The organism is Phenylobacterium sp. (genome assembly GCF_030679875.1).
GTDB lineage: Bacteria > Pseudomonadota > Alphaproteobacteria > Caulobacterales > Caulobacteraceae > Phenylobacterium.
Map to the genome: position 1 here is coordinate 56,942 of NZ_JAUXSP010000029.1, position 24,924 is coordinate 81,865.

Annotated in this window: 23 protein-coding genes and 1 tRNA gene; 6 read left to right on the top strand and 18 right to left on the bottom strand. The window is 67.5% G+C overall.

The window, feature by feature from the left end:
- The first annotated feature begins 42 nt into the window (after window positions 1-42).
- Window positions 43-1,119 carry a PA0069 family radical SAM protein gene (locus Q8K84_RS16280; RefSeq protein ID WP_305283774.1) on the top strand — a complete coding sequence of 359 codons (1,077 nt, stop codon included), beginning with the start codon at window positions 43-45 and terminating at the stop codon, window positions 1,117-1,119.
- Here the strand turns inward: Q8K84_RS16280 and Q8K84_RS16285 are convergent, their stop codons facing one another.
- Complete coding sequence (locus Q8K84_RS16285) at window positions 1,120-2,415, bottom strand: class I SAM-dependent RNA methyltransferase (protein ID WP_370867884.1); 1,296 nt, start codon at window positions 2,413-2,415, stop codon at window positions 1,120-1,122.
- Between the two features lie 173 nt (window positions 2,416-2,588).
- Between Q8K84_RS16285 and Q8K84_RS16290 the strand changes: the two genes are divergently transcribed.
- Window positions 2,589-3,317: a hypothetical protein gene (locus Q8K84_RS16290; RefSeq protein WP_305283775.1), complete on the top strand. Its 729-nt coding sequence runs from the start codon at window positions 2,589-2,591 to the stop codon at window positions 3,315-3,317.
- Between the two features lie 60 nt (window positions 3,318-3,377).
- On the opposite strand, the gene Q8K84_RS16295 is transcribed toward Q8K84_RS16290, so the two are convergent.
- On the bottom strand, window positions 3,378-4,112 hold the full coding sequence (locus Q8K84_RS16295) for a TlyA family RNA methyltransferase (RefSeq protein WP_305283776.1): 735 nt from the start codon (window positions 4,110-4,112) through the stop codon (window positions 3,378-3,380).
- A gap of 3 nt (window positions 4,113-4,115) precedes the next feature.
- A complete protein-coding gene (locus Q8K84_RS16300; RefSeq protein ID WP_305283777.1) occupies window positions 4,116-5,873 on the bottom strand; it encodes a class I adenylate-forming enzyme family protein in 1,758 nt (585 codons plus the stop codon).
- A gap of 194 nt (window positions 5,874-6,067) precedes the next feature.
- Here Q8K84_RS16300 and Q8K84_RS16305 point away from each other — a divergent pair, with 194 nt between their 5' ends.
- On the top strand, window positions 6,068-8,131 hold the full coding sequence (locus tag Q8K84_RS16305; RefSeq protein WP_305283778.1) for an ATP-binding protein: 2,064 nt from the start codon (window positions 6,068-6,070) through the stop codon (window positions 8,129-8,131).
- A gap of 18 nt (window positions 8,132-8,149) precedes the next feature.
- Here the strand turns inward: Q8K84_RS16305 and Q8K84_RS16310 are convergent, their stop codons facing one another.
- The 4 genes from Q8K84_RS16310 to Q8K84_RS16325 all read right to left on the bottom strand — a co-directional run bounded on the left by Q8K84_RS16310 (window position 8,150) and on the right by Q8K84_RS16325 (window position 13,852).
- A complete protein-coding gene (locus tag Q8K84_RS16310) occupies window positions 8,150-10,816 on the bottom strand; it encodes a valine--tRNA ligase (protein WP_305283779.1) in 2,667 nt (888 codons plus the stop codon).
- 132 nt (window positions 10,817-10,948) lie between these two features.
- Window positions 10,949-11,536 carry a DUF2497 domain-containing protein gene (locus Q8K84_RS16315; RefSeq protein WP_305283780.1) on the bottom strand — a complete coding sequence of 196 codons (588 nt, stop codon included), beginning with the start codon at window positions 11,534-11,536 and terminating at the stop codon, window positions 10,949-10,951.
- Window positions 11,537-11,648: 112 nt separating this feature from the next.
- Window positions 11,649-13,148 (bottom strand): TolC family outer membrane protein, encoded by a 1,500-nt coding sequence (locus Q8K84_RS16320; protein ID WP_305283781.1) that lies wholly within the window; start codon window positions 13,146-13,148, stop codon window positions 11,649-11,651.
- Window positions 13,149-13,282: 134 nt separating this feature from the next.
- The gene (locus tag Q8K84_RS16325) at window positions 13,283-13,852 is read right to left on the bottom strand and encodes a protein-L-isoaspartate O-methyltransferase (protein ID WP_305283783.1); all 570 of its coding nucleotides are present in this window, start codon (window positions 13,850-13,852) and stop codon (window positions 13,283-13,285) included.
- A 160-nt stretch (window positions 13,853-14,012) separates the two neighbouring features.
- On the opposite strand from Q8K84_RS16325, the gene Q8K84_RS16330 reads away from it, so the two are divergent.
- Window positions 14,013-14,086, top strand: a tRNA-Cys gene (locus Q8K84_RS16330).
- 121 nt (window positions 14,087-14,207) lie between these two features.
- Here the strand turns inward: Q8K84_RS16330 and Q8K84_RS16335 are convergent.
- Complete coding sequence (locus Q8K84_RS16335) at window positions 14,208-15,347, bottom strand: zinc-binding dehydrogenase (RefSeq protein ID WP_305283784.1); 1,140 nt, start codon at window positions 15,345-15,347, stop codon at window positions 14,208-14,210.
- 64 nt (window positions 15,348-15,411) lie between these two features.
- Complete coding sequence (locus tag Q8K84_RS16340; protein WP_305283785.1) at window positions 15,412-16,395, bottom strand: NADP-dependent oxidoreductase; 984 nt, start codon at window positions 16,393-16,395, stop codon at window positions 15,412-15,414.
- 136 nt (window positions 16,396-16,531) lie between these two features.
- Between Q8K84_RS16340 and Q8K84_RS16345 the strand changes: the two genes are divergently transcribed.
- Window positions 16,532-17,161, top strand: coding sequence for a TetR/AcrR family transcriptional regulator (locus Q8K84_RS16345; RefSeq protein WP_305283786.1), 630 nt, complete (start codon window positions 16,532-16,534; stop codon window positions 17,159-17,161).
- A 5-nt stretch (window positions 17,162-17,166) separates the two neighbouring features.
- Here Q8K84_RS16345 and Q8K84_RS16350 read toward each other — a convergent pair whose 3' ends face one another.
- Window positions 17,167-18,324, bottom strand: a complete 1,158-nt coding sequence (locus Q8K84_RS16350) for an iron-containing alcohol dehydrogenase family protein (protein WP_305283787.1) — start codon at window positions 18,322-18,324, stop codon at window positions 17,167-17,169.
- A gap of 29 nt (window positions 18,325-18,353) precedes the next feature.
- Entirely contained in the window at window positions 18,354-18,647 is a 294-nt protein-coding gene (locus Q8K84_RS16355; protein ID WP_305283788.1) for a hypothetical protein, read from the bottom strand.
- Between the two features lie 250 nt (window positions 18,648-18,897).
- Between Q8K84_RS16355 and Q8K84_RS16360 the strand changes: the two genes are divergently transcribed.
- Window positions 18,898-19,092: an alkylphosphonate utilization protein gene (locus Q8K84_RS16360; RefSeq protein WP_305283915.1), complete on the top strand. Its 195-nt coding sequence runs from the start codon at window positions 18,898-18,900 to the stop codon at window positions 19,090-19,092.
- 48 nt (window positions 19,093-19,140) lie between these two features.
- On the opposite strand, the gene Q8K84_RS16365 is transcribed toward Q8K84_RS16360, so the two are convergent.
- The 7 genes from Q8K84_RS16365 to Q8K84_RS16395 form a co-directional block, all read right to left on the bottom strand.
- The gene (locus Q8K84_RS16365) at window positions 19,141-19,500 is read right to left on the bottom strand and encodes an argininosuccinate lyase (protein WP_305283789.1); all 360 of its coding nucleotides are present in this window, start codon (window positions 19,498-19,500) and stop codon (window positions 19,141-19,143) included.
- An 83-nt stretch (window positions 19,501-19,583) separates the two neighbouring features.
- Entirely contained in the window at window positions 19,584-20,063 is a 480-nt protein-coding gene (greA, locus tag Q8K84_RS16370) for a transcription elongation factor GreA (protein WP_305283790.1), read from the bottom strand.
- Window positions 20,064-20,109: 46 nt separating this feature from the next.
- Window positions 20,110-20,751: a TVP38/TMEM64 family protein gene (locus Q8K84_RS16375; RefSeq protein WP_305283791.1), complete on the bottom strand. Its 642-nt coding sequence runs from the start codon at window positions 20,749-20,751 to the stop codon at window positions 20,110-20,112.
- A 55-nt stretch (window positions 20,752-20,806) separates the two neighbouring features.
- Window positions 20,807-22,489 (bottom strand): glycosyltransferase family 39 protein, encoded by a 1,683-nt coding sequence (locus Q8K84_RS16380; RefSeq protein ID WP_305283792.1) that lies wholly within the window; start codon window positions 22,487-22,489, stop codon window positions 20,807-20,809.
- Entirely contained in the window at window positions 22,486-23,271 is a 786-nt protein-coding gene (locus Q8K84_RS16385) for a glycosyltransferase (RefSeq protein WP_305283793.1), read from the bottom strand. Before Q8K84_RS16385 ends, Q8K84_RS16380 begins: the two co-directional genes overlap by 4 nt.
- A gap of 195 nt (window positions 23,272-23,466) precedes the next feature.
- A complete protein-coding gene (locus Q8K84_RS16390; RefSeq protein ID WP_305283794.1) occupies window positions 23,467-24,087 on the bottom strand; it encodes a methyltransferase domain-containing protein in 621 nt (206 codons plus the stop codon).
- Complete coding sequence (locus tag Q8K84_RS16395; RefSeq protein WP_305283795.1) at window positions 24,084-24,785, bottom strand: hypothetical protein; 702 nt, start codon at window positions 24,783-24,785, stop codon at window positions 24,084-24,086. Before Q8K84_RS16395 ends, Q8K84_RS16390 begins: the two co-directional genes overlap by 4 nt.
- Window positions 24,786-24,924 lie beyond the last annotated feature (139 nt).

The following is a 24,924-nucleotide window of genomic DNA, read 5'->3' on the forward strand; positions in this document are numbered from 1 at the left end:
CTGTTCTTGTTATGTTCACGTGAAGACCCTAGTCTGAGGCCCGTGGTCACCTTCACCCAGCAAATCCGCGGTCGTGGCGCGCGCACCAACACCAGCGGGCGTTTCGAGAGCCGCAAGGTCGAAGCGTTCGACGATGGCTGGACCCTGGAGGACGAGGCGCCCGCACCGTTGCGGACCCACGTCCTGCCCGACAAGGCCAGGACGATCATCGCGCGAAACACCAGCCCCGACGTCGGCTTCGACCGCTCGATCAACCCCTATCGTGGCTGCGAGCACGGCTGCATCTATTGCTATGCCCGACCCGCGCACGCCTTCCTGGGTCTCTCGCCCGGCCTGGATTTCGAAAGCCGGCTGTTCTTCAAACCTGATGCGGCGGCCCTGCTGGAAAAGGAGCTGTCTGCGCCGCGGTATGCGCCGCGGGTCATCCACATCGGCGGGGATACCGACCCCTATCAGCCTATTGAGCGTGAGCATCGGGTGACCCGACAGGTGCTGGAGGTGCTGCAGCGGTTCAGTCACCCCTTCACCATCATCACCAAGTCGGCCCTGATCCTGCGGGACGTCGATATCCTCGGCGAGATGGCGTCTCGGGGCCTCACGCGGGTGGCCATCTCCATCACCAGCCTCGACCGCAAACTCGCCCGCAGCATGGAGCCCCGCGCCGCCACGCCTGAGCGACGGCTCTCCGCCGTAGCGGGCCTGGCCAAGGCCGGCGTTCCCGTGGTGGTGATGTTCGCCCCGGCCATTCCCAGCCTGAATGACCATGAAATGGAGGCGGTGCTGGAACGTAGCGCAGAGGCTGGCGCCGTGGGATCAGGCTATGTCGCCCTGCGTCTGCCGCTCGAGATCAAGGACCTGTTCCAGGAGTGGCTGGCCACCGACCATCCCGACCGGGCGGGCCGCGTCATGTCCCTGGTCCGCCAGATGCGTGGCGGAAAGGACTATGACGCCACCTTCGGCGCCCGGATGAAGGGCCAGGGCCCCGTCGCCCAGATGATGGGCCAGAGGTTTCGGGCGGCGCGCAAGCGCTACGCACTCGACCGCCCCCTCCCCGACCTCGATCTCTCAGCCTTCAGGGTCCCCCCGAGGCCGGGCGATCAGGTCGATCTGTTTGGCTAGCTAGCGGGAGAATACGCCGACCAGCTCCACGTGGGGCGACCACAGGAACTGATCCACGGGCAGCACGCGGTCCAGACGGAAGCCGGCGTCGATCAGGGTGCGGGCGTCCCGGGCGAAGGTGGCCGGCGCGCAGGAGACACCGATCACCCGGCTGACCTTGGAGCGGGCGATTTCCCCCGCCTGTTCGGCGGCGCCGGCGCGGGGCGGGTCGAACAGCACCAGGTCCAGCTTCTTCATTTCCTGGGCCAGCAGCGGCCGACGCACGAGGTCGCGTGTTTCCGCCGTGACGCCCTTCAGGCCGGGCGCATTGGCGACCGCGGCGTTGAGGGCGGCGATGGCGGGCGCCGCCCCATCCAGGGCATAGACCGGCGCGAGGCTGGCCAGACCAAAGGTGAAGGTGCCCACGCCGCAGAACAGGTCGGCGATCCGGTCGGCGCCCGCCGCGGACTGGACCACGAAATCGACCATGGCGCTCTCGGCGGCTGGCACAGCCTGCAGGAAGGCGCCCGGCGGCAGACCAACCCGGACCCCGCTCAGTCGAACGCCTGGCGCGGCCTGATCCATATAGGCGATCTCGCCGTCCATGGAGACGCGGGCGAAGCCGCCCGCCGCCGCCTGCTCGGCCAGGCGCATGCGCGCGTCCGCCGACAGACCTCCGCTTTTGCGCTCGACCCCGGTGATATCGATGTCGAGGCCGTCATCGGTGAGGGTGACGTGCAGGGTTGGCGCCGACTTGGGATGCTCGAACAAGGGCGCGGCCAGTCGGCGCATGGCCGGCAGGGCCGCCGTGATCTTGGGATCGGAGATCGGGCAGACTGTGATGTCCACCAGGTCCCAGGAATTGCGGATCTTGTAGCCCAGGCGCGCCTCGTCCTTGCGGCCCTGGCGGGCGTGCAGGGCCGCCCGGCGGCGGCTGAACGGTGGCGAGGCGACGATCGGCAAGATCTCGGTCTCGATATGCTGGCGGGCCAGGGTGCCGATCAGTCGGCCACGTTTCCAGGCCAGGTAGGGCTCCATCCCCCAATGCTGCAGCGCGCAGCCGCCGCACTGACCAAAGTGCGGACATGGAGGTTCAACCCGCTCGGGGCTCGCTTCCAGGATCTCCAGGGTCTTGCGACGCTCCCCGGTTCCGGCCACGCGAACTCGCTCGCCCGGCAGGGTGAAGCTGGCGAAGATGGGGCCAGGCGCCATGCCATCGCCCTCCCCGCCCATCTCGGCGATGGTGATCTCGGTCTCCGGCGCCGGGCCGGCCGGTGGGCGGGTGGACGTGCGGCGGATAGGTTTGGAACTTCGCATCCCCAGGGCCATTTCACATTTCGACGCCTGACGCCACGGCTGCTGCGTCGCAGGCGAGATGAACGAAGATGAACGACCCGCTCAACGGCCGTTCAGGTAAGCGACGCCATATTCAACATCGACAAGGACGAGCCTCGGCCCCGTCCACGATTTCCGCTCAAGGGAGAGCCACGATGTCCAACCGTTCCACCATCGCCAAGGGCGCCGTCGCCGCGGTTGCCGGCGTCGCCACTCTCGCCGCCGCCGCCATGGCTCCGGCCGCGGCATCGGCCCAGTCGGCCGGCTATTATGGCCAGACCCAGGGCAACACCTACTACGATCCCTGCCGCCGCGATCAGACCAACCGCAGCACCGCCGGCGCCCTCATCGGCGGCGCGCTCGGCGCGGTGATCGGCTCAAACGCTGCGGCCGGTGGCGTACGCACCGAAGGGGCTCTGCTGGGCGGCGCCCTGGGCGCGGCGGCGGGCGCGGCGGTCGGCAACCGGGGCGCGGCCTGCGCGCCGGGCTATGACAATCGCACCACCCAGAACAGCGGCTACTACGACCAGAACCGCTATGGCCAGACCTACCGGGGCCAAACCTATGGCGGCCAAAACTACGGGCAGACCTACGGTCAGTCCTACGGCCAGCCGCAGTATCAGGGCGGCTACTATCAGAGCGGGTCCGCGCCCGGCTATTACGGCTCATCCTATGACAGCAACCGCTACGGCTACTCGTCTTCGAGTTCGTCCTATGGCCAGGCTTATGACCGCTATGGCCGGACCTACTCGGTAGCCCAGCGCGCCGGCGCCGATGGCTGCAGCATCGCCGAGAGCCCGATCTACATGCCCGATGGCTCGACGCAGAAGCGCTTCGTCCGCGTCTGCCGCGACAGCTCAGGCCGCTATCAGGTCGTCGACTAAGACCTGGTCCAAGGCTGAAAGACCGGGCCGTCCACCTTCGGGTGGGCGGCCCATTTTCGTTCAGGCAGTCTTCGTCGCCCAGACGAGGAATTCGAGATTGCCATCGCCGCCGGTGATCGGGCTGGCCGCGACGCCGTTCACAACCCAGCCGGCGACCACCAGGAACGCCTGGGCTTCATCCACGGCGAGCGTCCGGGCGGCTTCATCCCTCACCACCCCACCCTTGCCGACATGTGCTGGCCCGACTTCGAACTGCGGCTTGACCAGCACCACTAGGTCCGCAGCCGGGACAGCCAGGGCCAACGCCCTGGGCAGAGCCTTGGCCAGACCGATGAAGCTCACATCGCAGACAATGAGGTCGGGGGCGAAGCCCACCTGGTCCTGGTCCAAATTCCGGGCGTCGGTGGCCTCGAGGTTGAGAACCCGCGGGTCGGCGGCGACCTTGGGGTGAAGCTGCCCCCGGCCCACATCCACGGCGCAGACCCGCCTCGCGCCGCGGCTGAGACACACCTCGGTAAATCCGCCAGTGGAGGCGCCAACGTCCAGGACCTGACGCCCTTCGACCCTGATTGGCCAGAGATCCAGGGCGTGGACCAGTTTGAGCGCCCCGCGACCGACCCAAGGGTGGGCCGGCTCGGCGAGGATTTCACTCAGCTCGTCCAGCAGATCCGACGGCCGCGCCACGGGCTCACCGCCGACCAGGACCCGGCCCGCCTCGATGGCGGCCCGGGCCTTGGCGCGGCTGTCGAACAGGCCACGCTCGACCAGCAGCAGGTCGGCGCGCTTGCGGCCCATGGGTCAGGCGTCAGCCTTATCCTCGAACAGCTTCTTGAGCTCGTTCTTGAGGATCTTGCCGTTGGCGTTGCGCGGCAGGGTCTCGTGCCAGAACTTGACCGCGATCGGCACCTTGTAGGCCGCCAGGTGCTCGGCCACATGGGCCCGCAGCTCCTGCTCGGTCACTTCGGCGCCGGGCTTCAGGGTCACGACCGCGGCCGGCTCTTCGCCGAGCGTACGATGCGGCACCCCAACGATAGCGGCGTCCATGATCGCCGGGTGGTCGTAGAGGACGTTCTCGACCTCGACGCAGTAGATGTTCTCGCCGCCGCGGATCAGCATGTCCTTGGCGCGGTCGATGATGAAGCAGAAGCCCTCCTCATCCAGCCGCGCCAGGTCGCCGGTGCGCACCCAGCCGTCGACAAAGGTCTGGGCGGTGGCCTCGGGCTTGTTCCAATAGCCCTTCACCACCATCGGCCCCTTGGCCCACAGCTCTCCCACGGCGCCGATCGGCAGCTCGGTCACACCGTCGGTCGGATCGACAATCTTCAGCTCTGCCACCGGCGCAGCCGGGCCACAGCTATCGGGGCGGTTGGTGTAGTCCTCAGCGCCATTGCTGGTCACCGTGGCGCAGGTCTCGGTCATGCCCCAGCCCTGGCCGGGCTGCGACTTGGGGAAGGTCTCGCTCAGGCGGCGCACCAGTTCAGGGGCCGAGGGCGCGCCGCCATAGGCCACCGACTCCAGGGACGAGAGGTCGTAGTTGGCCCGCGCCGGGTGTTCGATCAGCTGCCAGGCGATGGTCGGCACGCCGCCGGCCGACTGGATCTTCTCGCGCTCGATCAGCTCGAACGCCCGGACCGCGTCCCACTTGTGCATCATCACCAGCTTGGCGCCGGCGAACAGGCTGGGGTTCAGCACCGCGAAGCAGCCCGTGACATGGAAGAAAGGCACCGAGATCAGCGACGAACGCTGAGGACCCTCCGGATCCGGCGCCGGGGGCATCTCGCCCCGCCGCAGGAAGCGCCGGGCGCCCGCGCTCGCGGCGGTCAGGATGTTGGAATTGACCCCCCGGTGTGTGCCCAGGGCGCCCTTGGGCTTACCGGTTGTCCCCGAGGTGTAGAAGATGGTCGCATCGTCGTCCTGGTCGATCTCCACGTCCGGCAGGGCCACGTCCGGGAGCTTGGCCCAGCTGTTGGCGTCGCCGATCACGTCCTCAAGCTTGGTGACGTCCGGATGGGCGATTTCGTCGGATTCGCGCGAGACATAGACCCGCACGAGCTCGGGGCAATTGGGCAGATGCTCGGTCAGGCGCTCATAGCGCTCGGCGTCGAGCACGACGATCTTCGCCCCGGAGTCGGTCAGGCCGTACTCCAGCTCTGACCCGGTCCACCAGGCGTTGAGCGGGGTGACGATGGCGCCCAGCGAGGCGCCCGCATAGAAGGCGACGACCCATTCAGGCAGATTGCGCATGACGATGGCGACCCGGTCGCCCTTGGCCACGCCCTGGGCGGCGAATTCCTTGGCCAGGTTCGCCACGGCCCGATGGAAGGCCTCGAACGAGACCCGTTCGTCCTCATAGACCAGGAAGATCCGCTCCCCATGGGCGCGACCAGCCTCGATCACTGAACGAAGGGAGGGTGGCGAGTTTTTCCACGCCTTCATGGTCACGCCGCGGACGGTGACCTCCTCCATCTCGAACGGAACGCCCGGTGAAGTGAGTAGAGCGTGGGCGTCGGCGATGGACATGGCTGGCCAGCCGGGAGGCAGAGCGGCCTCGGTCATGAGCGTTCTCCTAATGCTGCACAGGGGTCAGACAGCCCCCGTATCTTCCTGGGTGAACAAGCATAACCTGGGACCGGAGGCAAACATGTGTTCGCCTGCCCGCGCTCAAGCTGCGTCGGCGGGCCGCAGGCCCCGGAAGGATGTCCTTAACGACGGCGCGCTCAGGTACGGCCCCAACCTAGGAGCGCGCCCCCATGGAATCTCCCATCGCCGCACGCCTTATGGCCCTGCGACGGCTGAATATTCTGGAAACCGATCCCGAGGCGTCCTTCGACTCGCTGGTCGGCCTGGCGGCCCGCATCTTTTCGGCGCCGATCAGCGCGTTCTCGTTGATGGACGGGGAGCGTCAGTGGTTCAAGGCCAGGATCGGGATCGCGCCCACGGAAACCCCCCTTGAGATTTCCTTCTGCACCCATGCCCTGACCTCCGGCGAAGAGGTCTACGAGATCAGCGACGCCTCCGCTGACGCTCGATTTGAGGACAATCCGCTGGTCTGGGGAGAGACCAGTCTGCGCTACTATCTGGGCGCGGTCATTCGCTGCCCGTCCGGTGTGCCCATCGGTACGCTCTGCATTCTCGACACAGTGGCCCGTCCGCCGATCAGTGATGAGGGCCGGAGCCAGATGCGAAGTCTGGCCAGGGCCGTGGAGGATGCGCTGCGCCTGCGGTTAGAGCTGGCCCTGCGGCGAGAAGCCGAGGACCGGCTGGCCCAGAGCGAGGCCGGCTATCGCATGCTGGCCAATCACTGCCACGACGTCCTGGTGCGCGCGGACAGCCGCGGTGTGGTCTCCTACGCCTCCCCTTCCATCAAGATGCTGGGCTACACCCCCGAAGAGGTCATCGGGCGCCGGCTGATCGACTTCGTCGCCGACGATCATCGTGATTCGGTCATCGCCGGGCTCGCCAAGCTCTTCGATCCGACCTCGCCGCACTACGATCCGGATTCCCCGCGTGAAGTCATGCAGAAGCCCTATCCGGCCAAGACCCGGTCAGGGGAGACCCTGTGGCTCGAAGGCGCCTCAACCCTGGTCAGGGATGCGGAAGGCCAGCCGGCGGAACTCATCAGCGTCTATCGCGATGTGACAGCCCAGCGCGCCCTGCAACAGCGCCTGGAGGCGGCTGTCGAAGCCAAGGCGGCCTTCCTGGCCAATATGAGCCATGAACTGCGGACGCCCCTGACCAGCATCCTCGGCTTCACCGCCCTGCTGCGACAGTCGGGCCTGCCCGCCACGGCGGAGGGTCACATCCGCAGGATATCCACCGCGGGCGAGGCCCTTCTGGCCCTGATCAACGACATCCTCGACGCCTCAAAGCTCGAGGCTGGGCAAATCGAGCTGGAGCTTGAGCCTGCCGACGTGATCGCCCTGGCGGAGGAGGTCCGCGACATCCTGTCGGTGCAGGCCTCGGTCAAGGGCGTCAGCCTGCAGGTCATGAATGAGCTGCCCCGGCGACGCCGTCAGGTCGACAGCCTGAGGCTGCGCCAAGTCCTGCTGAATCTGGTCGGCAACGCCGTGAAATTCACCGATCATGGCGCGGTGGGCGTCCACCTCAAGGAGGTCGGGCCAGACGGAGACCGCCTGAGGATCGAGGTTCTCGACACCGGCCCAGGGCTGCCGGAGGCCCACCGAAAACGTCTGTTCCAGCGGTTCGCCCAGGGGGATTCCAGTGTCACCCGCCGGCACGGTGGCAGCGGGCTTGGCCTGGCGATCTGCCGCGAGCTCATTGAGTTGATGGACGGCGAAATTGGCGCGGAGAATCGAGATCAGCCCGGCGCCTGCTTCTGGGTGGAAATCCCTGCCGCAGCGGTCTGTCCAGAGCAGCAGATCACCACCCCCGCCCCCGCCAAGGGTCCGGCGCTATCGGGCCGGGTGCTGATCGTCGACGATCACCCCGTCAATCGCGAGCTTGTGCGCCTCTTTCTCGCCTCCCCCGCGGTCACAACCGTCGAAGCTGAGAACGGACAGGTCGCCATCGAGAAGGCGCGCGCCAGTTCGTTCGACCTGATCCTGATGGATGTGAACATGCCGGTCCTCGACGGCTTGGCGGCGGCCAGCACCATCCGCGCCAGCTGCCCGCTCAACGCCGACACCCCCATCGTCGCCCTCACCGCCCAGACCGGGCATGAGATCGAGCAGAAGTGCTTCGACGCCGGGATGGACGCCGTGCTCGCCAAACCGATCGCCTACCAGGACCTTCAGGCCCTGGCGGCTCAGATCATGGCCGCGGGCCTCACCCCGGAGCAGGCCGCAGTCGCCTGAAGCCACGCGCGGCCAGCCTCAGCCCACGCCGGCCAGGCGTTGGAGAGCGGTCTCAAGCTTGACCTTGGCGGCCTCAGCCTCGGCCATGCGCTCACGGTTTTCCTCAACCACCTCTTCTGGCGCCCGGGCCACGAAGTCGGGGTTGCCCAGCTTCCTGGCCGTGTGCGCGACGTCGGAGGCCAGGGTGGCGATTTCCTTCGTCAGACGCGCCCGCTCGGCGGTCAGATCGATAAAGGCCGCCACCGGCAGGGCCAGCGTCGCGCCCTCGACCACGAACGGAATGGCGCCGTCAGGCGCCCGATCCACCATCTGGACACTGGCGACCCGCAGGGTCTGGCAAATCACCGGCGCCGAGCGCTCAAGGACATCGCGCTGGGCCGGACTGGCCTCGATAACCAGCAGGTCTGGGCGGGCGCCGGGGGGCACGTTCAGCTCGGCGCGCACCGATCGGCCCTCACTGACCGCGGCGATGATCAGGCTGATCTCGGCCTCGGCGATCTGGTCGACCAGGTCGTCAGTCAGTTCAGGCCAAGGCGCGGTCATCAGGAAGCCCTGGTGTCGGCGCGCGGCGCCCTCGCCGGCCGTCTGGGCCCAAAGCTCTTCGGTGACGAAGGGCATGATCGGGTGCAGCAGGGTCAGGATGACGTCCAGGATCCAGGCCGCCGTGGCTTGGGTTTCGGCTTTGGCGGCGGCGTCCTCGCCGTTCAGCAGCGGCTTGGCGAGTTCGACATACCAGTCGCAATAGACGTTCCAGATGAAGCGGTAGAGCAGGCCCGCGGCCTCATCAAAGCCGCAGCCGTCCAGGGCCGTGGTCACCGCCTGGCCGGTGCGGGCGGCCTCGCCGACGATCCAGCGGTTGAGGGGAACCTCCAGAGCCGCCGGGTCGAAACCCTCGGCGCGGGCGCAGCCGTTCATCTGGCAGAAGCGGGTGGCGTTCCACAGCTTCGTGCCGAAATTCCGATAGCCCTCAATGCGCTGACGCGAGAGCTTGATGTCCCGGGCCTGGCCCGACATGGCCGTCAAGGTGAAGCGCAGAGCGTCGGCGCCGAACTCGTCAACCAGGTCCAGCGGGTCCAGGACATTGCCCTTGGACTTGGACATCTTCTTGCCCTCGGCGTCGCGGACCAGGGCGTTGATGAACACCCGGCGGAAGGGAACCTCGCCGGTGAAATGGATGGCCTGCATCATCATCCGGGCGACCCAGAAGAAGATGATGTCGAAGCCGGTGATCAGGGTGTGGGTCGGATAGAAGCGAGCCAGGTCGCTGGTCTTGTCCGGCCAGCCCATGGTGGAAAAAGGCCACAGACCTGAGGAGAACCAGGTGTCGAGGACGTCTTCGTCCTGCCTCAGGGGCTCATCACGCCCATAGTGCTCGCGGGCCGCAGCCTTGGCCTCGTCTTCGGTCTCGGCCACGAAGGCCTTGCCGTCCGGGCCATACCAGGCCGGGATACGGTGCCCCCACCAGAGCTGGCGCGAGATGCACCAGGGTTGGATGTTCCGCATCCATTCGAAATAGGTCTTGTCCCAGTTGCGGGGCTCAAAGACCGTACGTCCCTCCTCGACCGCCTTGATGGCGGGGCCGGCCAGGGTCTTGGCGTCGACATACCACTGGTCGGTCAGGTAGGGCTCGACCACCGCACCGGAGCGGTCCCCGTGCGGGACCACGTGGCGGGTCTTCTCGATCTCCCGCAGCAGACCGAGCGCCTCGAATTCCTCGACCACCTTCTTGCGGGCGGCGAACCGGTCGAGGCCGCGATAGGCCTCCGGCGCATTGTCATTGATCCGCGCGAAGTCGTCGAAGAGGTTGATGACCGGCAGATTGTGGCGCTTGCCGACCTGGAAGTCGTTGAAGTCGTGGGCCGGGGTGATCTTCACCGCGCCCGAGCCCTTTTCCGGATCGGGATACTCGTCGGCGATGATCGGGATCGGCCGGTTCACGATGGGCAGGCGCACAGCCTTGCCAACCATGTGCTTGTAGCGCTCGTCGTCGGGATGGACAGCCACGGCGGTGTCGCCGAGCATGGTCTCAGGTCGGGTGGTGGCCACGACGATCTCACCGGAGCCATCCTCCAGCGGATAGGCGAAGTGCCAGTAATGTCCGTCGACCTCGCGCTGCTCGACCTCGATGTCGGAGATGGCGGTCTGGAAATGGGGGTCCCAGTTGACCAGCCGCTTGTCGCGATAGATCAGGCCTTCCTTGTGGAGCTGGACGAACACCTTGCGGACGGCGGCTGACAGGCCTTCGTCCAGGGTGAAGCGTTCGCGGCTCCAGTCGCAGGAGGCGCCCAGGCGGCGCAGCTGGTTGACGATGGTCCCGCCGGACTTGGCCTTCCACTCCCAGATCTTCTCGACGAAGGCCTCACGGCCCATGTCGCGGCGGCTGATGTTGCCGGCCTCGGCCAGCTGGCGCTCGACGATGTTCTGAGTGGCGATGCCCGCATGGTCGGTGCCTGGCAGCCACAGCGCGGCCTTGCCCCGCATCCGCTCAAACCGGATCAGCACGTCCTGCAGCGTATTGTTCAGCGCGTGGCCGATGTGCAGGGAGCCGGTGACGTTCGGCGGCGGAATGACGATGGAGAACGGCTCGGCGTTCGGATCGTCGGTGGGGGCGAACGCGCCGGACTGCTCCCAGGCCTCATAGAGGCGGGGTTCAGCGGTCTTGGGATCAAAGGTCTTATCAAGCATGGCGGATCAGGGGGTCCATACAGGCCCTCGCAGTTGCGCGAAAGCCGGATGCTGCGCCGAAACGAACGAACCCGCCCTGGCGGGGCGGGTTCGGCGACTCACACGCCCCTATGGGCGTGAGAGACGGAAATTCTAGCGTACGCGCCCGCGGGCGATGCGCTCGACCTCTTCGCGGACCGAAGCCTCGACGATCTGCGGGAGGTTGTCGTCCAGCCACTGCTTGAGCAACGGCCGCAGCATCTCGCGGACGACGTCCTCAAGGGTGCGGTCGGTGTGAGGCATGCCAATGGCCGCCGACAGTTGACCAAAGGCCGAGGCCGCGGCTGTGGCGGCTGTCTGGCTCAGCAGCCCCTCATCGCCGTTGGTGTTGCTGACCGGCTCATAGCTTGAAGGCGGCGAATAGGCGGCCGACTCCGGCTCCGAAGCGGCCGGCGCCATGGTCGGGCTGTAGACGTCAAGGTCGCCAACCTGATCGACTCGCTCGGTGAGTTCGAGGGCGTCGTCTTCGGGCTCCGGCTCAGGGGCCGGCGCTTCATAGGTCGCCTCGGGTTCAGGCTCCGGCTCCGGCTCGAAGGTGGAAGCCGGCTCGGGCGCGGCCGACTCTGCCGGCGCCTCCTCGGCCTTCGCCTCGTCCGCAGGCGCATCGTCCTCCGAAATGATGCGGCGAATGGAGGCGAGAATCTCCTCCATCGTCGGTTCTTGGGAGGTCTGATCGGACATGGGGCGCGCCGTGTTTGATGCGGTAGGGAATCCGTGCGCCAGCCTAGGCGCGATGGAGCGATCCTGCAATTTTAGCTTTGCGACGCAAGGCAGATGTCCGCCCGGAGCGCGCTTATTGCGGCGCCCCGGCTGTGGTCATCGGGGCGTCACGGGCCAATTGCTCCGGCTGAGGCACGAAGACGGAGTCGACAATGGCGATCGGCTCCTCCCACGGCGTCCAGCCCCAGGCGTAGCGCAGACCTCGGGAATTTGCCGTCGCGTCATAGGCGATCAGCTCCGGCGCCAGATTCGCGGCATCCAGCCGGCCGACCGCCGAAAGCACAGAGGCCGAGGCGACATACTCGTCCCGCCTGGCGGAGACCTGAGCCAGTTCGGCGGCGCGCAGTTCCTGTTCGGCGTTCAGCACGTCGATGGTGGTGCGCAGGCCCACCTGCTGTTCCTGACGCACCCCTTCGGCCGCGATACGCGCAGCGCGCACCTGGACGTCGGTAGACCCGATATTGGCGCGGGCGGCCAGAAGCTGACTCCAGGCCTGGGTCACGTTCTGCAGGGCGGTGCGGCGGGCCTGCTCGACGGTGAGCTCGCTGGCGTTTTCCCGCTCTCGCGCCGCACGCACCCGGGAATTGTTCAGCCCGCCGGTGAAGATCGGAACGGTCAGGGTCGCTCGGCCAGTGATATTTCGCGAATAGTCCGAGGGTTCGAACGGATCGGCCAGACCGCTCCAGCCGACACTGCCGGAAAGGGACAGGTTGGGCATCCGTTCGGCGCGCGCCGCGGCGACCCGGGCGCCGGCGGCCTGGGCGTTGTAGCGGGCCTGGCGAAGCTGGGGATTGTTCCGCTCGGCGGCCTCATAGGCCAGGTCGACCGTGGCGGGCAGCACCGCGGCCAGCGGCGGCTCCGGCGCCAGGTCAACCGGATTCTGGCCGACAATGGCGGCGTAGCTCGCACGGCTGATGGCCAGTTGCGCCTCGCCCGAACGCATCTGCGCCTCGGCGGCCGCCAGACGGGCCTGAGCCTGGGCGACGTCGGTGCGGGTGATCTCCCCGACCTCGAAGCGGGCGTCGGTCTCTTCCAGCTGTCGGGTCAGGACCTGAACATTGTCCTGGCGGATCCGCAGGGCTTCCTGATCGCGGCGAACGTCCACATAGGCGACGATGACGCCGCCCAGGACTTCAGCCTCGATCCGGCGCAGGTTTTCCTGGCCCGCGAACACGTCGGCCTGAGCGGCCGAGACCGCCGCCCCGACCCGTCCCCCGGTCCAGACCGGCTGGGTGAGGTTGAGGCCCGCAGCGCCGGAATTGTTCTCGTCGATCCCGCCGACGGAGGTTTCGGGAATCCCGTCACCATTCAGGTCGGCCATCTGACGCGGAGTGCGCGTCTCAGTGTACTGCCCCGAGGCCGAAGCGCTGAGGGAAGGACGCCAGCCGGACCTGGCCTGAACGATGCTTTCGTCGAGGGCGCGCAAAGAGGCCCGCTGGGCCTGCAGGACCGGGTTGGTCTGGTAGGCCAGCGCAATAGCCTCGGCCAGGGTCTCGGCGGACGCGGGTCCACCAAAGGACAGGCCCGCACTGAATACGGCGGCCAGCAAGGCTCCGCGACGGCTGATGAACATGCGTAGTCCCCGACTTGGCCCCGACTAAGGCGATGTGTCTCTGCGCCCTATATGGCCCGCAGTTCACAGCACGGCCAGGGGTCGCAACCTTAAGCTTTTTTCACACGCGGCTTTCGCATGTGTTTCAGCACAACTCAGAAGGCGAATCCTTGCTCAGGCTCAAATCCGCCGAGATAGCTGGGGGTCGCATCAAAGATTTCGCGCCGGGCGAGGCCGGTGGAGCTCTGGGTGTAGATCACCGCCTTGCCGACCGGACCGCTGCGCTCGATGATCGCCAGCCGGCCGCCGGGCGCCAGGGCGGTCGTCCAGGCGTCAGGCGTCCGCACCACAGCGCCCTCGCAGATGATGACGTCAAAGAGCTCGGCCGAGGGCGGCGTCAGGTCGTCGCCATCCAGGCGCCGCACATCAAGACCCGCATGTTCTAGTACGGCCGCGCCATAGGGCGCAGCGATGGCCAGGGCTTTCTGACCCGGCGCGATCGCCAGGCCATGGAGCAGCTTGGCCACGTCGCGGGGCGCCAGAAGAGCCCGCCCGGGGCCGTAGGGAACCTCGGCGTCCGCATAGGCCAGATAGGCGCGGCCCGGGGGCGCCAGGCTTTCCCGGGGGATGACCCGCATGGCGTCCTGGACGCGCAGATCAGTCACGTCGTTGATCCGGACCTGGCTGTCGACCATGTTCAGGCGGGCGGCGGAGAAGTCGACCATGTGACCTCGGGGGCGTGCAGGTGAAGCGCGCTTATAGGTCCGGCCCGGACCGGAGCGCAATCACCACCCGCAAGAGAGATTGCCGCGGGCGGGCGGTTCTGTTAGCGATCCGCCTCCGCCCAAGACGACGCGCCTGAAAAGGGGGCGTCGGTCACCGGATGGCCTGGTGGCGGAGTGGTTACGCAGCGGATTGCAAATCCGTGCACCCCGGTTCGATTCCGGGCCAGGCCTCCACCCTCTCCTATCACCGCGGCTCCCCTCACAGCGCGGCCTCATCGGCGAATCAGCAGACGCGCCGAAGCCCCCTGAGGCTGAGGCCTCAGGGGGCTCGGAATCGAGACCTCCTGCGGGGGTCCTAGACGCCCTTGTTGGGGTTGATCAGGTACTTCTCGCCCGTGGCCCGGCGGTTGTAGGCCGCCAGGATATCGGGCTGCAGGGCCTCGGCCAGAGAGATTTCGGCGGTGTAGTGGCTGGCGAAGGTGGACTTCAGCTCCGAGGCCACCCGCTGGCGCAGGGCCTGAGCGGCTTCAGGGCCGATCTTCTGCAGGAAGGGGGTCAGCAACCAGCCCCCCACACCCCAGGACATGCCAAAGCCCCGGTTCAGTTCGGTGGGCCGGGTGTCGAGGCCGCCGTAGATGTAGGTCTGCTTGTAGGTCGTCGAGCCATAGCGGCTGTACTCGGTGGCCTTGCGATTGGCCGCCACCTCCATGGCCGTCATGATCTGCCCGACCAGACGACCACCGCCGATGGCGTCGAAGGCCAGGGTGGCCCCGGTGGTCACCAGGGCCTCGGTCAGGTCCTCGCCGAAGGTCGGCGAGGTGCTGTCCAGCACATGGACCGCCCCTTGGTCCTTCAGCAAAGCCGACTGCTCGGCGCTACGGACGATGTTGACCAGTTGCACGCCGTCCTTGAGGCACAGGCGGTTCAGCATCTGGCCGAGGTTCGAGGCCGCCGCGGTGTGCACCAGGGCGGTGTGGCCCTCGCGGCGCATGGTCTCGACCATGCCGAGCGCCGTCAGGGGATTGACGAAGCAGGAGGCGCCCTCCGCCGGAGTCACATCGTCAGGCAGCAGAAGCACGTCAGCGGCCCGTACGGTGCGGTACTGGGCGTACATGGCGCCGCCCAGCATGGCGACGGTCTTGCCCATCAGGCCCTCAGCGCCTTCGCCAGCCGCGACGACAACGCCGGCGCCCTCATTGCCGACCGGCATCGATTCATCCAGCCGCGCGGCGACGACCTTCATATAGGGCGCGGGGATGGAGGCCGTGAGCACCGGGCTTTCAGCCGTTCCGCTGGCCTTGGCCTGGCTCATGTCGGCGGCGCTGACCAGCAGGCCCAGGTCGGATGGGTTGATCGGCGAGCCCTCCACCCGGACCAGCACTTCGCCGGGGCCAGGGGGCTGCACCGGGACCCTGGCCAGGGACAGTTCCAGTTCACCGCTGGCCTTCACCAGCGAACGCAGTTGAAGGCCGGTTGTCTGCATGTCGAAGCTCATCTGGGGTCTCCCAAGAATTTCAGAATGTTATCGAATCTGGATGATGAGCCGCCTGATGGCGGCCTCAGTCGGCGATATGGATCAGCATCTTGCCGTTGTTGGCGCCGGAGAACAGGCCGATCAGGCCTTCGGGCGCCCGCTCGAAGCCATCCAGGATGGTCTCCTGATACTTCACCCGGCCGTCCTTCAGCCAGCCGCTCATATCGGCGAGGAAGGCGGCGTTGAGATGGGCGAAGTCGCTGGCGACGAAGCCCTCCATGCGGATACGGCCGTAGATGAGGCTGAACAGGTTCTTCACCCCCTCGCCGCCCCCATTGTAGGTGGAGATCATGCCACAGACCGGGATGCGGCCACGGACGTTCATCCGCGGCAAGGCGGCGTCCAGGTGTGCGCCACCCACATTCTCGAAATAGACGTCGATCCCCTTGGGCGTAGCCGCAGCGAGGGCCTCGGCCAGGGGTTGGGTCTTGTAGTTGATCACCGCGTCCAGGCCGACCTCGTCGCGCAGCCAGGCGGCCTTGTCGTCGGATCCCGTTGATCCCACCACATAGCCCCCCTTGATCTTGGCGATCTGCGCGGCGACCGATCCGACCGCGCCGGCGGCTGTCGAGATGAACACCTGCTCGCCGTCCTTGAGCGCGCCGGTCTCCAGCAGTCCGCCATAGGCCGTCAGGCCGGTGGCGCCGAGCGCATGCATATAGACGCTGAGCGGCAGGCTCGGATCGCGCTTGAGCACCGCCAGGCCCTTGCCGTCGGAGACGAAGCGCTCCTGAAAGCCGGCGCCGTGCCGGACCAGGTCGCCCTCTTTGAAGCGGTCATGGCGCGACTGCGCCACACGCCCGATGCCCCCGCCCAGCAGCGGCGCCCCGAGCGGCTGATCGACGTCCAGGCGCGGCCGCATATAGGGGTCCACCGACATCATCAGCGCTTCAATCTGAACCTGGCCATCGCCGGCGTCGGCCACCGGCGCCTCGACCAGGGCGAAGTCCTCAAGGGTGGGCACGCCTTGCGGACGGCGAACGAGATGGATCTGGCGGGTGACGGGCACGGGCTTGGTCCTTGCGCAGGGCGGCGTTGAGGCGTCGGCAGCCTGCAGAGCCGGAAAAATGACCGAATGAGTCTATACGGTCATTTGGTGCAGCAATCGGCTTGCTGTCAATCGAGGCTTGCGCCAAAGAGGACTCATGTCCGACCCCACCCCCGAGGCGCGTGACGCCGCCGAGGCGCGCGGCAAGACCATCGCCATATTGGACGCGGCCCAGGAACTGTTCGCCGCCTTCGGCTTCCGTCGGACCGCCATGGACGACATCGCCCGGGCCGCCGGCGTGGCCAAGGGCACCCTCTATCTCTATTTCGACGGCAAGGAGGCGGTGTTCCGGGCCATGCACGCCCGCACCCTGGCCGAGCTGAGCTGCAGCTGTGACCACGCAGAGGCCGCCGACCTGCCCTTCGCCGAGCGCCTCTATCTGCTGCTCGACGCGCAATGCGGCAAGGCCCATGAGCGCTACGCCCGGTCGGCGCACCTGCTGGAACTGGACGCCACCCGGACGCGAGTCGGCGCGGACCTGGGGCGCGCGGCCGACGCGGCCTATGCCGAGCGGCTGCTCAGGGTGTTTCGCGCCGCTGAAGCCGCTGGGGAGATTGATCTGCAGGGTGCGGGGCTGGGCGACCAGGCGGTGGTGAACACCCTGCTCGCCGCCACCCGCGGAGCCAAGCAAGGACCAGATGGCCCCCTGGAGTTGGCCGACTACCGGATGCGGCTGCGTGAAATCGCCAACCTGGCCGCCGCAGCCGTAAGGCCACGGCGGCCCTGAGGCGTCTACCAGGCGGCGCGATACAGCGCTTCGATGGCCTGGGCGTCGACGGGACGGGCATTGCTGAGATTGACCCCATCGGCCATGGCGTCACCCACCAGCAGCGCCAAGAGCTCATCCGTACCGCCGAGATCACGGATCGAACGGGTGATGCCGATGTCGTCGCGCAGGGCGACCACGGCGGCGATGGCGGCGCGAGCCTGGTCTTCCGTCGAAGCCCCCGGCGTCGCCACCCCCATGGCCTCGGCCACCTGGGCGTACTTGGCCGCACAGACCTCAAGATTGTAGGCCATGACATGGGGCAGCATGGTCGCCAGGGTCTGGCCGTGGGCGGCGTTGAGACGGGCTGACAGGGCGTGGCCGGTTCCATGCGCCGCGCCCAGTCCGGACACATTGAAGGCGATGGCCGCCATGCTGGAGGCCATCAGCATCTGGGACCTGGCCTCCAGGTTCGATCCGTCCTCAACCGCGGTGCGCACATATTGGGCGACCAGCTGGATGGCACCCAGAGCGACGGCGTCTGAATAGGGCGTGGTGCGGGCCGAGGTGAAGGCCTCGATGGCGTGGGTCAGCACGTCAAAGCCGCAGGTGGCGGTGGGATATTTCGGAAGGCCCAGGGTCAGCTTCGGATCCAGGATCGACACCACCGGCACGATGCTCGGATGCATGACATAGGTCTTGCGGCCAAGGGCTGTGTTGGTGATCACGCAGGCCGAATTGGTTTCCGATCCGGTGCCCGCCGTGGTCGCCACGGCGATCACAGGCACGCCCGGCTCCTTGCGGCCACGGGTCTGCAGGTCGGTGACCTTGTCCCCATTGGTGGCCAAGAGCGCGATGGCCTTGCCGCAGTCCATGGACGAGCCGCCGCCCAGGGCCACGACCACGGCGTCGCCGAGGACGCGAAGCCGCAGGGCGCCGGCTTCGACATTCTCGTCGGTGGGATTGGCGGCGACTCCGTCGAACACCTCAACCTGGACCCCGTCGGCCGCCAGCTTCTCCAGCAGGGCGGTCGCCGCGCCACTGGCCATCAGGCCCTTGTCGGTGACGATCAGGGCCGAGCTCCGGCCCAGCGCCTTCACCTGGGCGGCAAGCTCGAGACTGGAATCCACGCCGAAGACGAGGGTCGGTAGGGGGCGGATCTGAAAGGTCTGATTGGCAAGCATGGAATCTCCCCGAATATTTTTTCAATCAATCAATGAAGGCCGCCGTCACCGGGACTGGCGCGAAGCTGGGCGGCCGCCCGATCCAGGGCGTCGGCCAGCCCCGCGGCGCTCCCGGCCCGGTTCGTCAGCTCTCCCAGGGCGAATGCCAGAGCCATGGCCGTGGCGCCAAGAGGAATCCACTGACGCCCCGCCTCTTCGAGCGCTCCATTGATGACATGCCGCGCCCGCGCAAGATCTTCTTGCTCGGCCGCCTCGATCAGTCGCCGGGCCTCGCAGGGGTCAAGATGCGCCACGCCTGCCTTACCGTCCCGCTTCGTCGCCATCGTCCGTCTCCACCACGAGCAGGCCTATCTAGATTGCTATGTTATATCATTGCAAGTCGGGTGGGGCGGGGAGATTTCCCTGAGGCGGGGGGCCGTGATCAGTTAAAGGGGCGGCTTGAGCGACAGGGGGAGACGCATGAGCGCGCAGGGCGATGACTTCGTCTATGACGAGACAACCGGCGAATGGGTGAGCGCCACCGAAGCAGCCGCCAATGCGGCCAAGGCCAACCAGGTTGAGGTCCGTGACGCCATGGGGACCCTGCTGGCCGACGGCGACAGCGTGACCCTGGTCAAGGACCTGAAGGTCAAGGGCGCCGGCCAGACACTGAAGCGCGGCACGGTGATCAAGTCGATCCGCCTGACCGGCGATGATCAGGAGATCGACTGTCGCTATGAAGGGATCAAGGGCCTGGTGCTGCGCGCCGAATTCGTGCGCAAGGCCTGAGGCGGAAAGACCCCGGCGCCGCCGGCGCAGGGGTCTTTCCGCGTGTGACTACTCGGTTTCGGCCCAGGTCCGACCCGTGGCGCGGTTGTAGTAGATCGCCACGCTGGAGATGGTGCAGAGATCCAGACGTGACCAGACGGCTTCTTCGCCATCGTCATAGATGACCTTGAGATCGAAGCTGCAGGCCCCCTCGGCGGCGTCAAACACGATATCGACCTCTTCGCCGTCGCTGAGCACATCGGCGCCCATAACGTCTTCTTCCCAGTCGTCAGACCGGCTGGGGGCAACATAGACCTGCTCGATCGTATAGCCCGTGGCGTTGGTCAGGGTGAAATCCTGATCCCCGGCCATGGCCGGGGCGGCGGCCAGAACAAACAGGGCCGTTAGGCCGGCGGCAAAGGTCTTCATCGGTGTCACTCTGTGTTGATCAAGCTCGAGCGTTAGCACCCAAGCCCCTCATGCGACAGGCCCTTCCTGGACTGAGCTGAGGTTCAACCAACCCCCAACAGTTCGACCTCGCCGCCGTTCACCAGGACCACCTCACCGACAGTCTTGCCCAAAAGCGCGCGGGCGATAGGCGAGACATATGAGATGCTCCCCTGCCCCGGCTGGGCCTCGTCCTCGCCGACGATCCGGAAGGTCTGGCGACGCCCGTCCGCGCGCGCGATTTCCACCGTCCGGCCAAACTGGACCTTGTCAGCCTCGGGCGCCGGCTCGGTCAGTTGCGCCGTGCCCCGACGTACTGACCAGTAGCGCAGATCGCGGGTGGCCCGGGCCATGGCGGTGCGATCGACGCTGACCCCGCCCTGCTGCTGGGCGGCCCCATAGGCGGCGCGCGCCTGGGCCAGTTCCTGTTCGATGGCGGCAAGACCACTGGCCGTGACCAGATTCGGATGTGGGGAGACAGGACGGTCCGGCAGGTCGGCAGCCTGCGACTCGTAGTCTTCCTCTCGGGTGAAGGCGACGCTCATGGAGAGAATCTAGGGGCTCGCATCGCCAGATGCAAAGCCTGTCCCCTCAGGGCGCCAGCCGCTTGCGCCAGGCGTGGACGGCCAGGAACATGGCGCCGGCGAGCAACAGGGCCACGGCGACCGCCCCCCAGGCGGCGGCGTCCCCGGTCCGCAGAGCCTCGATGGCCGCCGCGCCCCCGAACACCATCAGCGCCATCTTCGGCAGGCTTCCGAGCCCCGCCCCGGCGATGAAGGGCCAGTAGCCCATAGGCGTCGCTCCGGCGGCGATATTGACCATCACCGAAGGGACGGTCGGCGCCAGGCGGATGCCGGCGCTGACCCAGAAGCCCCGCTTGGCCAGGCCCATCATCAGGGCGGCGATCGAGCGGGACTGATGCTGCAGCAAGAGGCGGGCGCCAAATCTGCGGCCCACCAGGAAGCCGAGGCTGCAGGCGATCATCTTGCCGATCCAGCTGTAGGCGAATCCAGCCCACGGCCCGAACACCAGCACCAGGGCGGTGATCAGAACGAACTGCGGCGCGCCGAGGCTGGCGAGCGCGGCGAAGGTCAGGACGCCCAGGATCGGCGCCTGGGGTCCTTCCCCCAGGGATTCCACCGTCCGCGCCAGGGCCTCGGCGTCCCCCAAGGGCAGCAAGGGGGCGGCGAACCCCAGCAGGGTCACCGCCGACAGGACGCCGACGGCCACCATCGCGGCACGGCGACCCTTGGGTCGGGGCGGCTCCGGAGGCCCCTCGGGCGAGGCGTCAGGGGGCAAGTGTGGGCCCTGGAGCGGTCGCCCCCGGCACGAACAGGGTCAGGTCCAGATCCTCGCCATCTGAATAGTTCTGGCCTGTGACCTGGCCCGCGGGCCTGACCGCCAGACCCAGGCCCGCCATCGCGCTCAGGAAGGCCGGACGCTGCGCCGCCCCAACCACCGCGACGCCACAGGCGGGGGTTTCGGCCAGGGCCAGTGCGGCCGCCTCGCCGTTCGCGGCCAGGTGGGTCCGCTGCGGGCCGTTGAGAAAGACCAGACTGGGTTCATGATAGGGCGCGCTGATGATCCGGGGCTGAGCGCAGGCCGGGGCGGCCGCCCGAGCGGCATGGGCGATCTGCGGGCTGAGCCACAGGGCCTCCAGCCGCGGCAGGCCAAGACCGTAGGTGTTGAGGGAAACGAGGGCTGCGGCGGCGGCGGCGGCCAGCACGGCCTGGTCAGGTCGTCCTGCCCACACGCGCCACGTCATCACCCCGACCGCCCCGAGCGCGCTGGCGGCGAGCAGGATGGCGATCAGGTCCAGCCGCGACTCATAGATCCAGAACCCGACTGGGGCGAGCAGACTGACGACCAGACTGACGGCGAGCCAAAGAAGGAACACCAGACCAAACGCCGCCTTCCGCCAGCGGGCCGCCGATCGTCGCGGCGCGGTGACCGCCGCCGCCGTAAGAGCGGCGATGGCCGGAAAGACTGGCAGAACATAGTGGGGCAGCTTGGTGGAGACGAACTCGAACACCAGCCAGGCCGGGACGATCCAGCAGATCAGGAAACGAATCTCCGGCCGCGCGCGCTCCCGCCAGGCGAAGGGAACCGCCAGGGCCGCCAGGAGGGCGCCGGGCCAGAAGGTCAGGGCGAAGCCCATGAGGTGATAGCCGACGGGGCCCCCATGGGACTGCTGGCCGGTCCCCACCTTGTGGAGCAGGTTGTCGCCGATCGCGACGCGGAAGAAGTCCCCGTCCGTCGCCAGGCCAATCGCCACATACCAGGGGGCGGCGATCAGCAGCGCCAGGGGCAGGCCCCAGAGGGGCTGGAGAGGCGCAAGGCGCGCAAGACTCCGGTCCCAGGCGGCCAGGGCCAGGGCGGCCAGGCCCACCACCAGCAGGATGATCGGACCTTTGAACATGCCGCCCACACCCAGGGCGACCCAGAAGATCAGGACCGGCCAACGGCTGCGCGCCGTGCCGGTATAGACCCTCATGAAGGCGAACTGGGCGATGGTCACGGCCGCCAGGAGTGCGGCGTCTGTCTTGGCGATCCGCGCCTCGAAGCCCAGGGACATGCACGAGGCCAGCAGAAGGCCCGCCAGCAGACCCGCCCAGGAACCGAACCACAGGCTGGTCATCAGGCCGGTCACCAGCACCGCTGCGATGGCCGCGGTCAGGGAGGGCAGTCGGTAAGCCCAGATCTGCCGGGACTCAGGATCCGTGAAGGTCGCTGCGCTGAGGGCTTGCAGCCAATAGACGCCGGCCGGCTGAAGATAGCGGGGCTGATCCTGGAACCGGATGTCGACGAAATCCCCCGTGGCCAGCATCTGGGTGGTGGCCACCGCATAGCGCGACTCATCGCGGTCCACCGGCGGCAGGCTGGTGAGGCCCGGCGCCAGTATCACCAGGGCCGCCGCCAGAAGCAGCAGCGCCCCCTTGAGGCTCAGCCGATCATCGCCCAGCAGCGTCACGGGCGGGTTTCCGAGACGTCCGGGGCGCGGATGCGGCTCTTGAGCCAGATGACCCCCAGAAGGTCGCCGACGCCCACCAGGGCGCGACCAAGATTGGTGTATTTCGAAACGCCGTGCAGCCGCGCGTGATGGGTGACCGGGTGGTTGATCAACGGATGGCCATAGGACTGAAAGAGCGCCGGCAGGAAGCGATGCATGCCCTCGAAACAGGGCAGCTTCAGAAAGTCCTCCCGGGCGAAGAGCTTCACGCCGCAGCCGGTGTCGGGGCAATGGTCATTGAGGACCCGGGCGCGGAAGCCATTGGCCAGCCGCGTGGCCACCAGACGCGGCCAGGGATCGTCCCGTCGCACCCTGACGCCCGCGACCAGGGGCCGGCGCCCTTCAGCCGCCAGGGCCAGGGCCAGCATATCGCCCAGATCGCCCGGCGTATTCTGGCCATCCCCGTCCAGAGTGCCCACCCAGGGCGCTCTGGCGGCCATGACGCCGGTGCGCACCGCCTGGGACTTCCCGCAGCAGCGGTCGTGAGACACCAGCCGGATTTCCGGATGCTGGGCGGCGAGACCGAGGATCACCCGCGCCGTGTCGTCGGTGGAGCCATCATCGACAAAAATGATCTCGAAGGGGCCAATGCCGGCGAGTTGGCTCCGGCAGTCGGCGGTGACGGCGGCGACATTCTCCGCCTCGTTGAGGACGGCGATGACCAGGGACAGGCCTGGCGCCGGACCCGGACGCGGGGCCTCTCGGCCATGCTCTGCGATGTCCGGCGCGACTGGATGGTTCACACCGCCTCCTTGGTTGTTTCGAAACCCCGCAACTCAGCCGCGGGCGCATGCTGATCAGGAGGATCGCCCCCGCCCCCAGCGGAACAGCCAAGGCCCCAGATCGATTCGTCATAACGGCAGGCGCCCGGCGTGCAAACCGATTCCCTCCGCCCGTCGGCCCTTGCGGGCGGCGAGCGGCCCTGCGGTCTTTGGGATTCAGGCCTTGATGCGGGTGAAGCACGCCGTCTGGGTGGCGGCGCCGAAACGGGGATGGCTCCAGCCGATCTCACCGAGGGTCACAGCATAGCCGTGTCGCGCCCCAACCCCGGTGGCCCAGGCGCCAAACCGCGCGCGGGGCCACTCAAAGCGGTGGTCGGGATGGCGGAACCGCCCCCGCGGAACGCCGAGCAGATCATTGGCCTCGGCATTGGGCGTGGTGATCAGGACCAGCCCTGGGCGGGCGTGGACGAACAGAGCCCGCTCCACCTGTGACAGCCGGTCAGGATCGACGTGCTCAATGGTCTCCATCATGACCAGGGCGTCCAGCCGGTTCCAATGCGGATGCGGCTCGGCGAAGGAGCCATGCACGAGGCGCAGACGACCGCCATTGTCAGACGAGCCCAACCGACTGCGCAGCCGCTCAAGGGCCGGCAGGGACTGCTCAACCCCCACAATCGCCTCGAACTGCGCTTCGGCCATCAGGCGTTCCAGGAGGGCGCCGGAGCCGCAGCCGAGATCCCCGACCGTTCGCACGCCATGCGCCAGGAGGAGCCCGGCGACCGCATCCAGCCGTTCCTGGTGAAGCTCGCTGACCTGAGAGGCGTCGGGCGCGATCAATCGGCCCATCCGCGGTAGATGGTGCAGGACTCCTCGGCGTCCCGCAGTGGGTTGTCGAAGGCCACAACCTCAGCGTCGACCCTGGTGAAGACCAAGGCCATCCGCGCGAGGAAGTCATCGTCTGGCGCGGCGTCCGACCAGAGGGCGAATACCCCCTCAGGATGAAGCCAGGCCTTGAGGCTGCGGAGCCCCACCTCTGTATAGAGATCGCCATGGGCGGCGTTCAGCCAGGCCTCGGTGGAGTGATCGATGTCCACGGCGATGACGTGGAACCGTCCCGGCGACGGCGCCGCGCCGCTGCGGGCCATGGCGAAGAAGTCCCCCTGCTGAAGACGACAGCGGGGGTCGGCCACGAGCCGCGGCCCAAGATCGACCAGCCCCGCCTCGTGCCAGGCGATGACCTCCGGCAGGACGTCGATCACCAGCAGGCTTCGAACCCGGTCGTGATCCAGGGCGGCGGCGGCCGTGTAGCCAAGCCCAAGCCCCCCCACCAGCACGTCAAGCTCCCCGGCGGGAGCCGCCTCTATCGCAAGATGGGCCAGGGCCCGCTCGCCGGCGGTGAACAGGCTGGACATCAGGAAGTCCTCGCCCAGCTTCACCTCCAGCACGTCGATATCGAGCGCCAGCATCCGCCGCCGTCGCAGGCTGAGCGCCCCAAGGGGCGTCACATGGTAGGCGAGCTCGGCGAACACACTCATGGATCTCGATTCCTCTCGGCGCCTGAAGCGCAGCGTCTGGGGCTTGAGCGGGCAAATCCGCAGGGATTGCCCCCAAGGCGTGCGGGTTTCGCTGATTTCATAACCAGTCACGCCGGAATCCTGAATGCGGCGCAATCAA

What these genes read in the sequence shown, in the direction of transcription:
- Q8K84_RS16285 (WP_370867884.1), bottom strand. Translation starts at nt 2,415, where the DNA reads ATGCGAAGTTCCAAACCTATCCGCCGCACGTCCACCCGCCCACCGGCC.
- Q8K84_RS16290 (WP_305283775.1), top strand. Translation starts at nt 2,589, where the DNA reads ATGTCCAACCGTTCCACCATCGCCAAGGGCGCCGTCGCCGCGGTTGCC.
- Q8K84_RS16295 (WP_305283776.1), bottom strand. Translation starts at nt 4,112, where the DNA reads ATGGGCCGCAAGCGCGCCGACCTGCTGCTGGTCGAGCGTGGCCTGTTC.
- Q8K84_RS16300 (WP_305283777.1), bottom strand. Translation starts at nt 5,873, where the DNA reads ATGACCGAGGCCGCTCTGCCTCCCGGCTGGCCAGCCATGTCCATCGCC.
- Q8K84_RS16305 (WP_305283778.1), top strand. Translation starts at nt 6,068, where the DNA reads ATGGAATCTCCCATCGCCGCACGCCTTATGGCCCTGCGACGGCTGAAT.
- Q8K84_RS16310 (WP_305283779.1), bottom strand. Translation starts at nt 10,816, where the DNA reads ATGCTTGATAAGACCTTTGATCCCAAGACCGCTGAACCCCGCCTCTAT.
- Q8K84_RS16315 (WP_305283780.1), bottom strand. Translation starts at nt 11,536, where the DNA reads ATGTCCGATCAGACCTCCCAAGAACCGACGATGGAGGAGATTCTCGCC.
- Q8K84_RS16320 (WP_305283781.1), bottom strand. Translation starts at nt 13,148, where the DNA reads ATGTTCATCAGCCGTCGCGGAGCCTTGCTGGCCGCCGTATTCAGTGCG.
- Q8K84_RS16325 (WP_305283783.1), bottom strand. Translation starts at nt 13,852, where the DNA reads ATGGTCGACTTCTCCGCCGCCCGCCTGAACATGGTCGACAGCCAGGTC.
- Q8K84_RS16335 (WP_305283784.1), bottom strand. Translation starts at nt 15,347, where the DNA reads ATGAGCTTCGACATGCAGACAACCGGCCTTCAACTGCGTTCGCTGGTG.
- Q8K84_RS16345 (WP_305283786.1), top strand. Translation starts at nt 16,532, where the DNA reads ATGTCCGACCCCACCCCCGAGGCGCGTGACGCCGCCGAGGCGCGCGGC.
- Q8K84_RS16350 (WP_305283787.1), bottom strand. Translation starts at nt 18,324, where the DNA reads ATGCTTGCCAATCAGACCTTTCAGATCCGCCCCCTACCGACCCTCGTC.
- Q8K84_RS16355 (WP_305283788.1), bottom strand. Translation starts at nt 18,647, where the DNA reads ATGGCGACGAAGCGGGACGGTAAGGCAGGCGTGGCGCATCTTGACCCC.
- Q8K84_RS16360 (WP_305283915.1), top strand. Translation starts at nt 18,898, where the DNA reads ATGGGGACCCTGCTGGCCGACGGCGACAGCGTGACCCTGGTCAAGGAC.
- Q8K84_RS16365 (WP_305283789.1), bottom strand. Translation starts at nt 19,500, where the DNA reads ATGAAGACCTTTGCCGCCGGCCTAACGGCCCTGTTTGTTCTGGCCGCC.
- greA (WP_305283790.1), bottom strand. Translation starts at nt 20,063, where the DNA reads ATGAGCGTCGCCTTCACCCGAGAGGAAGACTACGAGTCGCAGGCTGCC.
- Q8K84_RS16375 (WP_305283791.1), bottom strand. Translation starts at nt 20,751, where the DNA reads ATGGTGGCCGTCGGCGTCCTGTCGGCGGTGACCCTGCTGGGGTTCGCC.
- Q8K84_RS16395 (WP_305283795.1), bottom strand. Translation starts at nt 24,785, where the DNA reads ATGAGTGTGTTCGCCGAGCTCGCCTACCATGTGACGCCCCTTGGGGCG.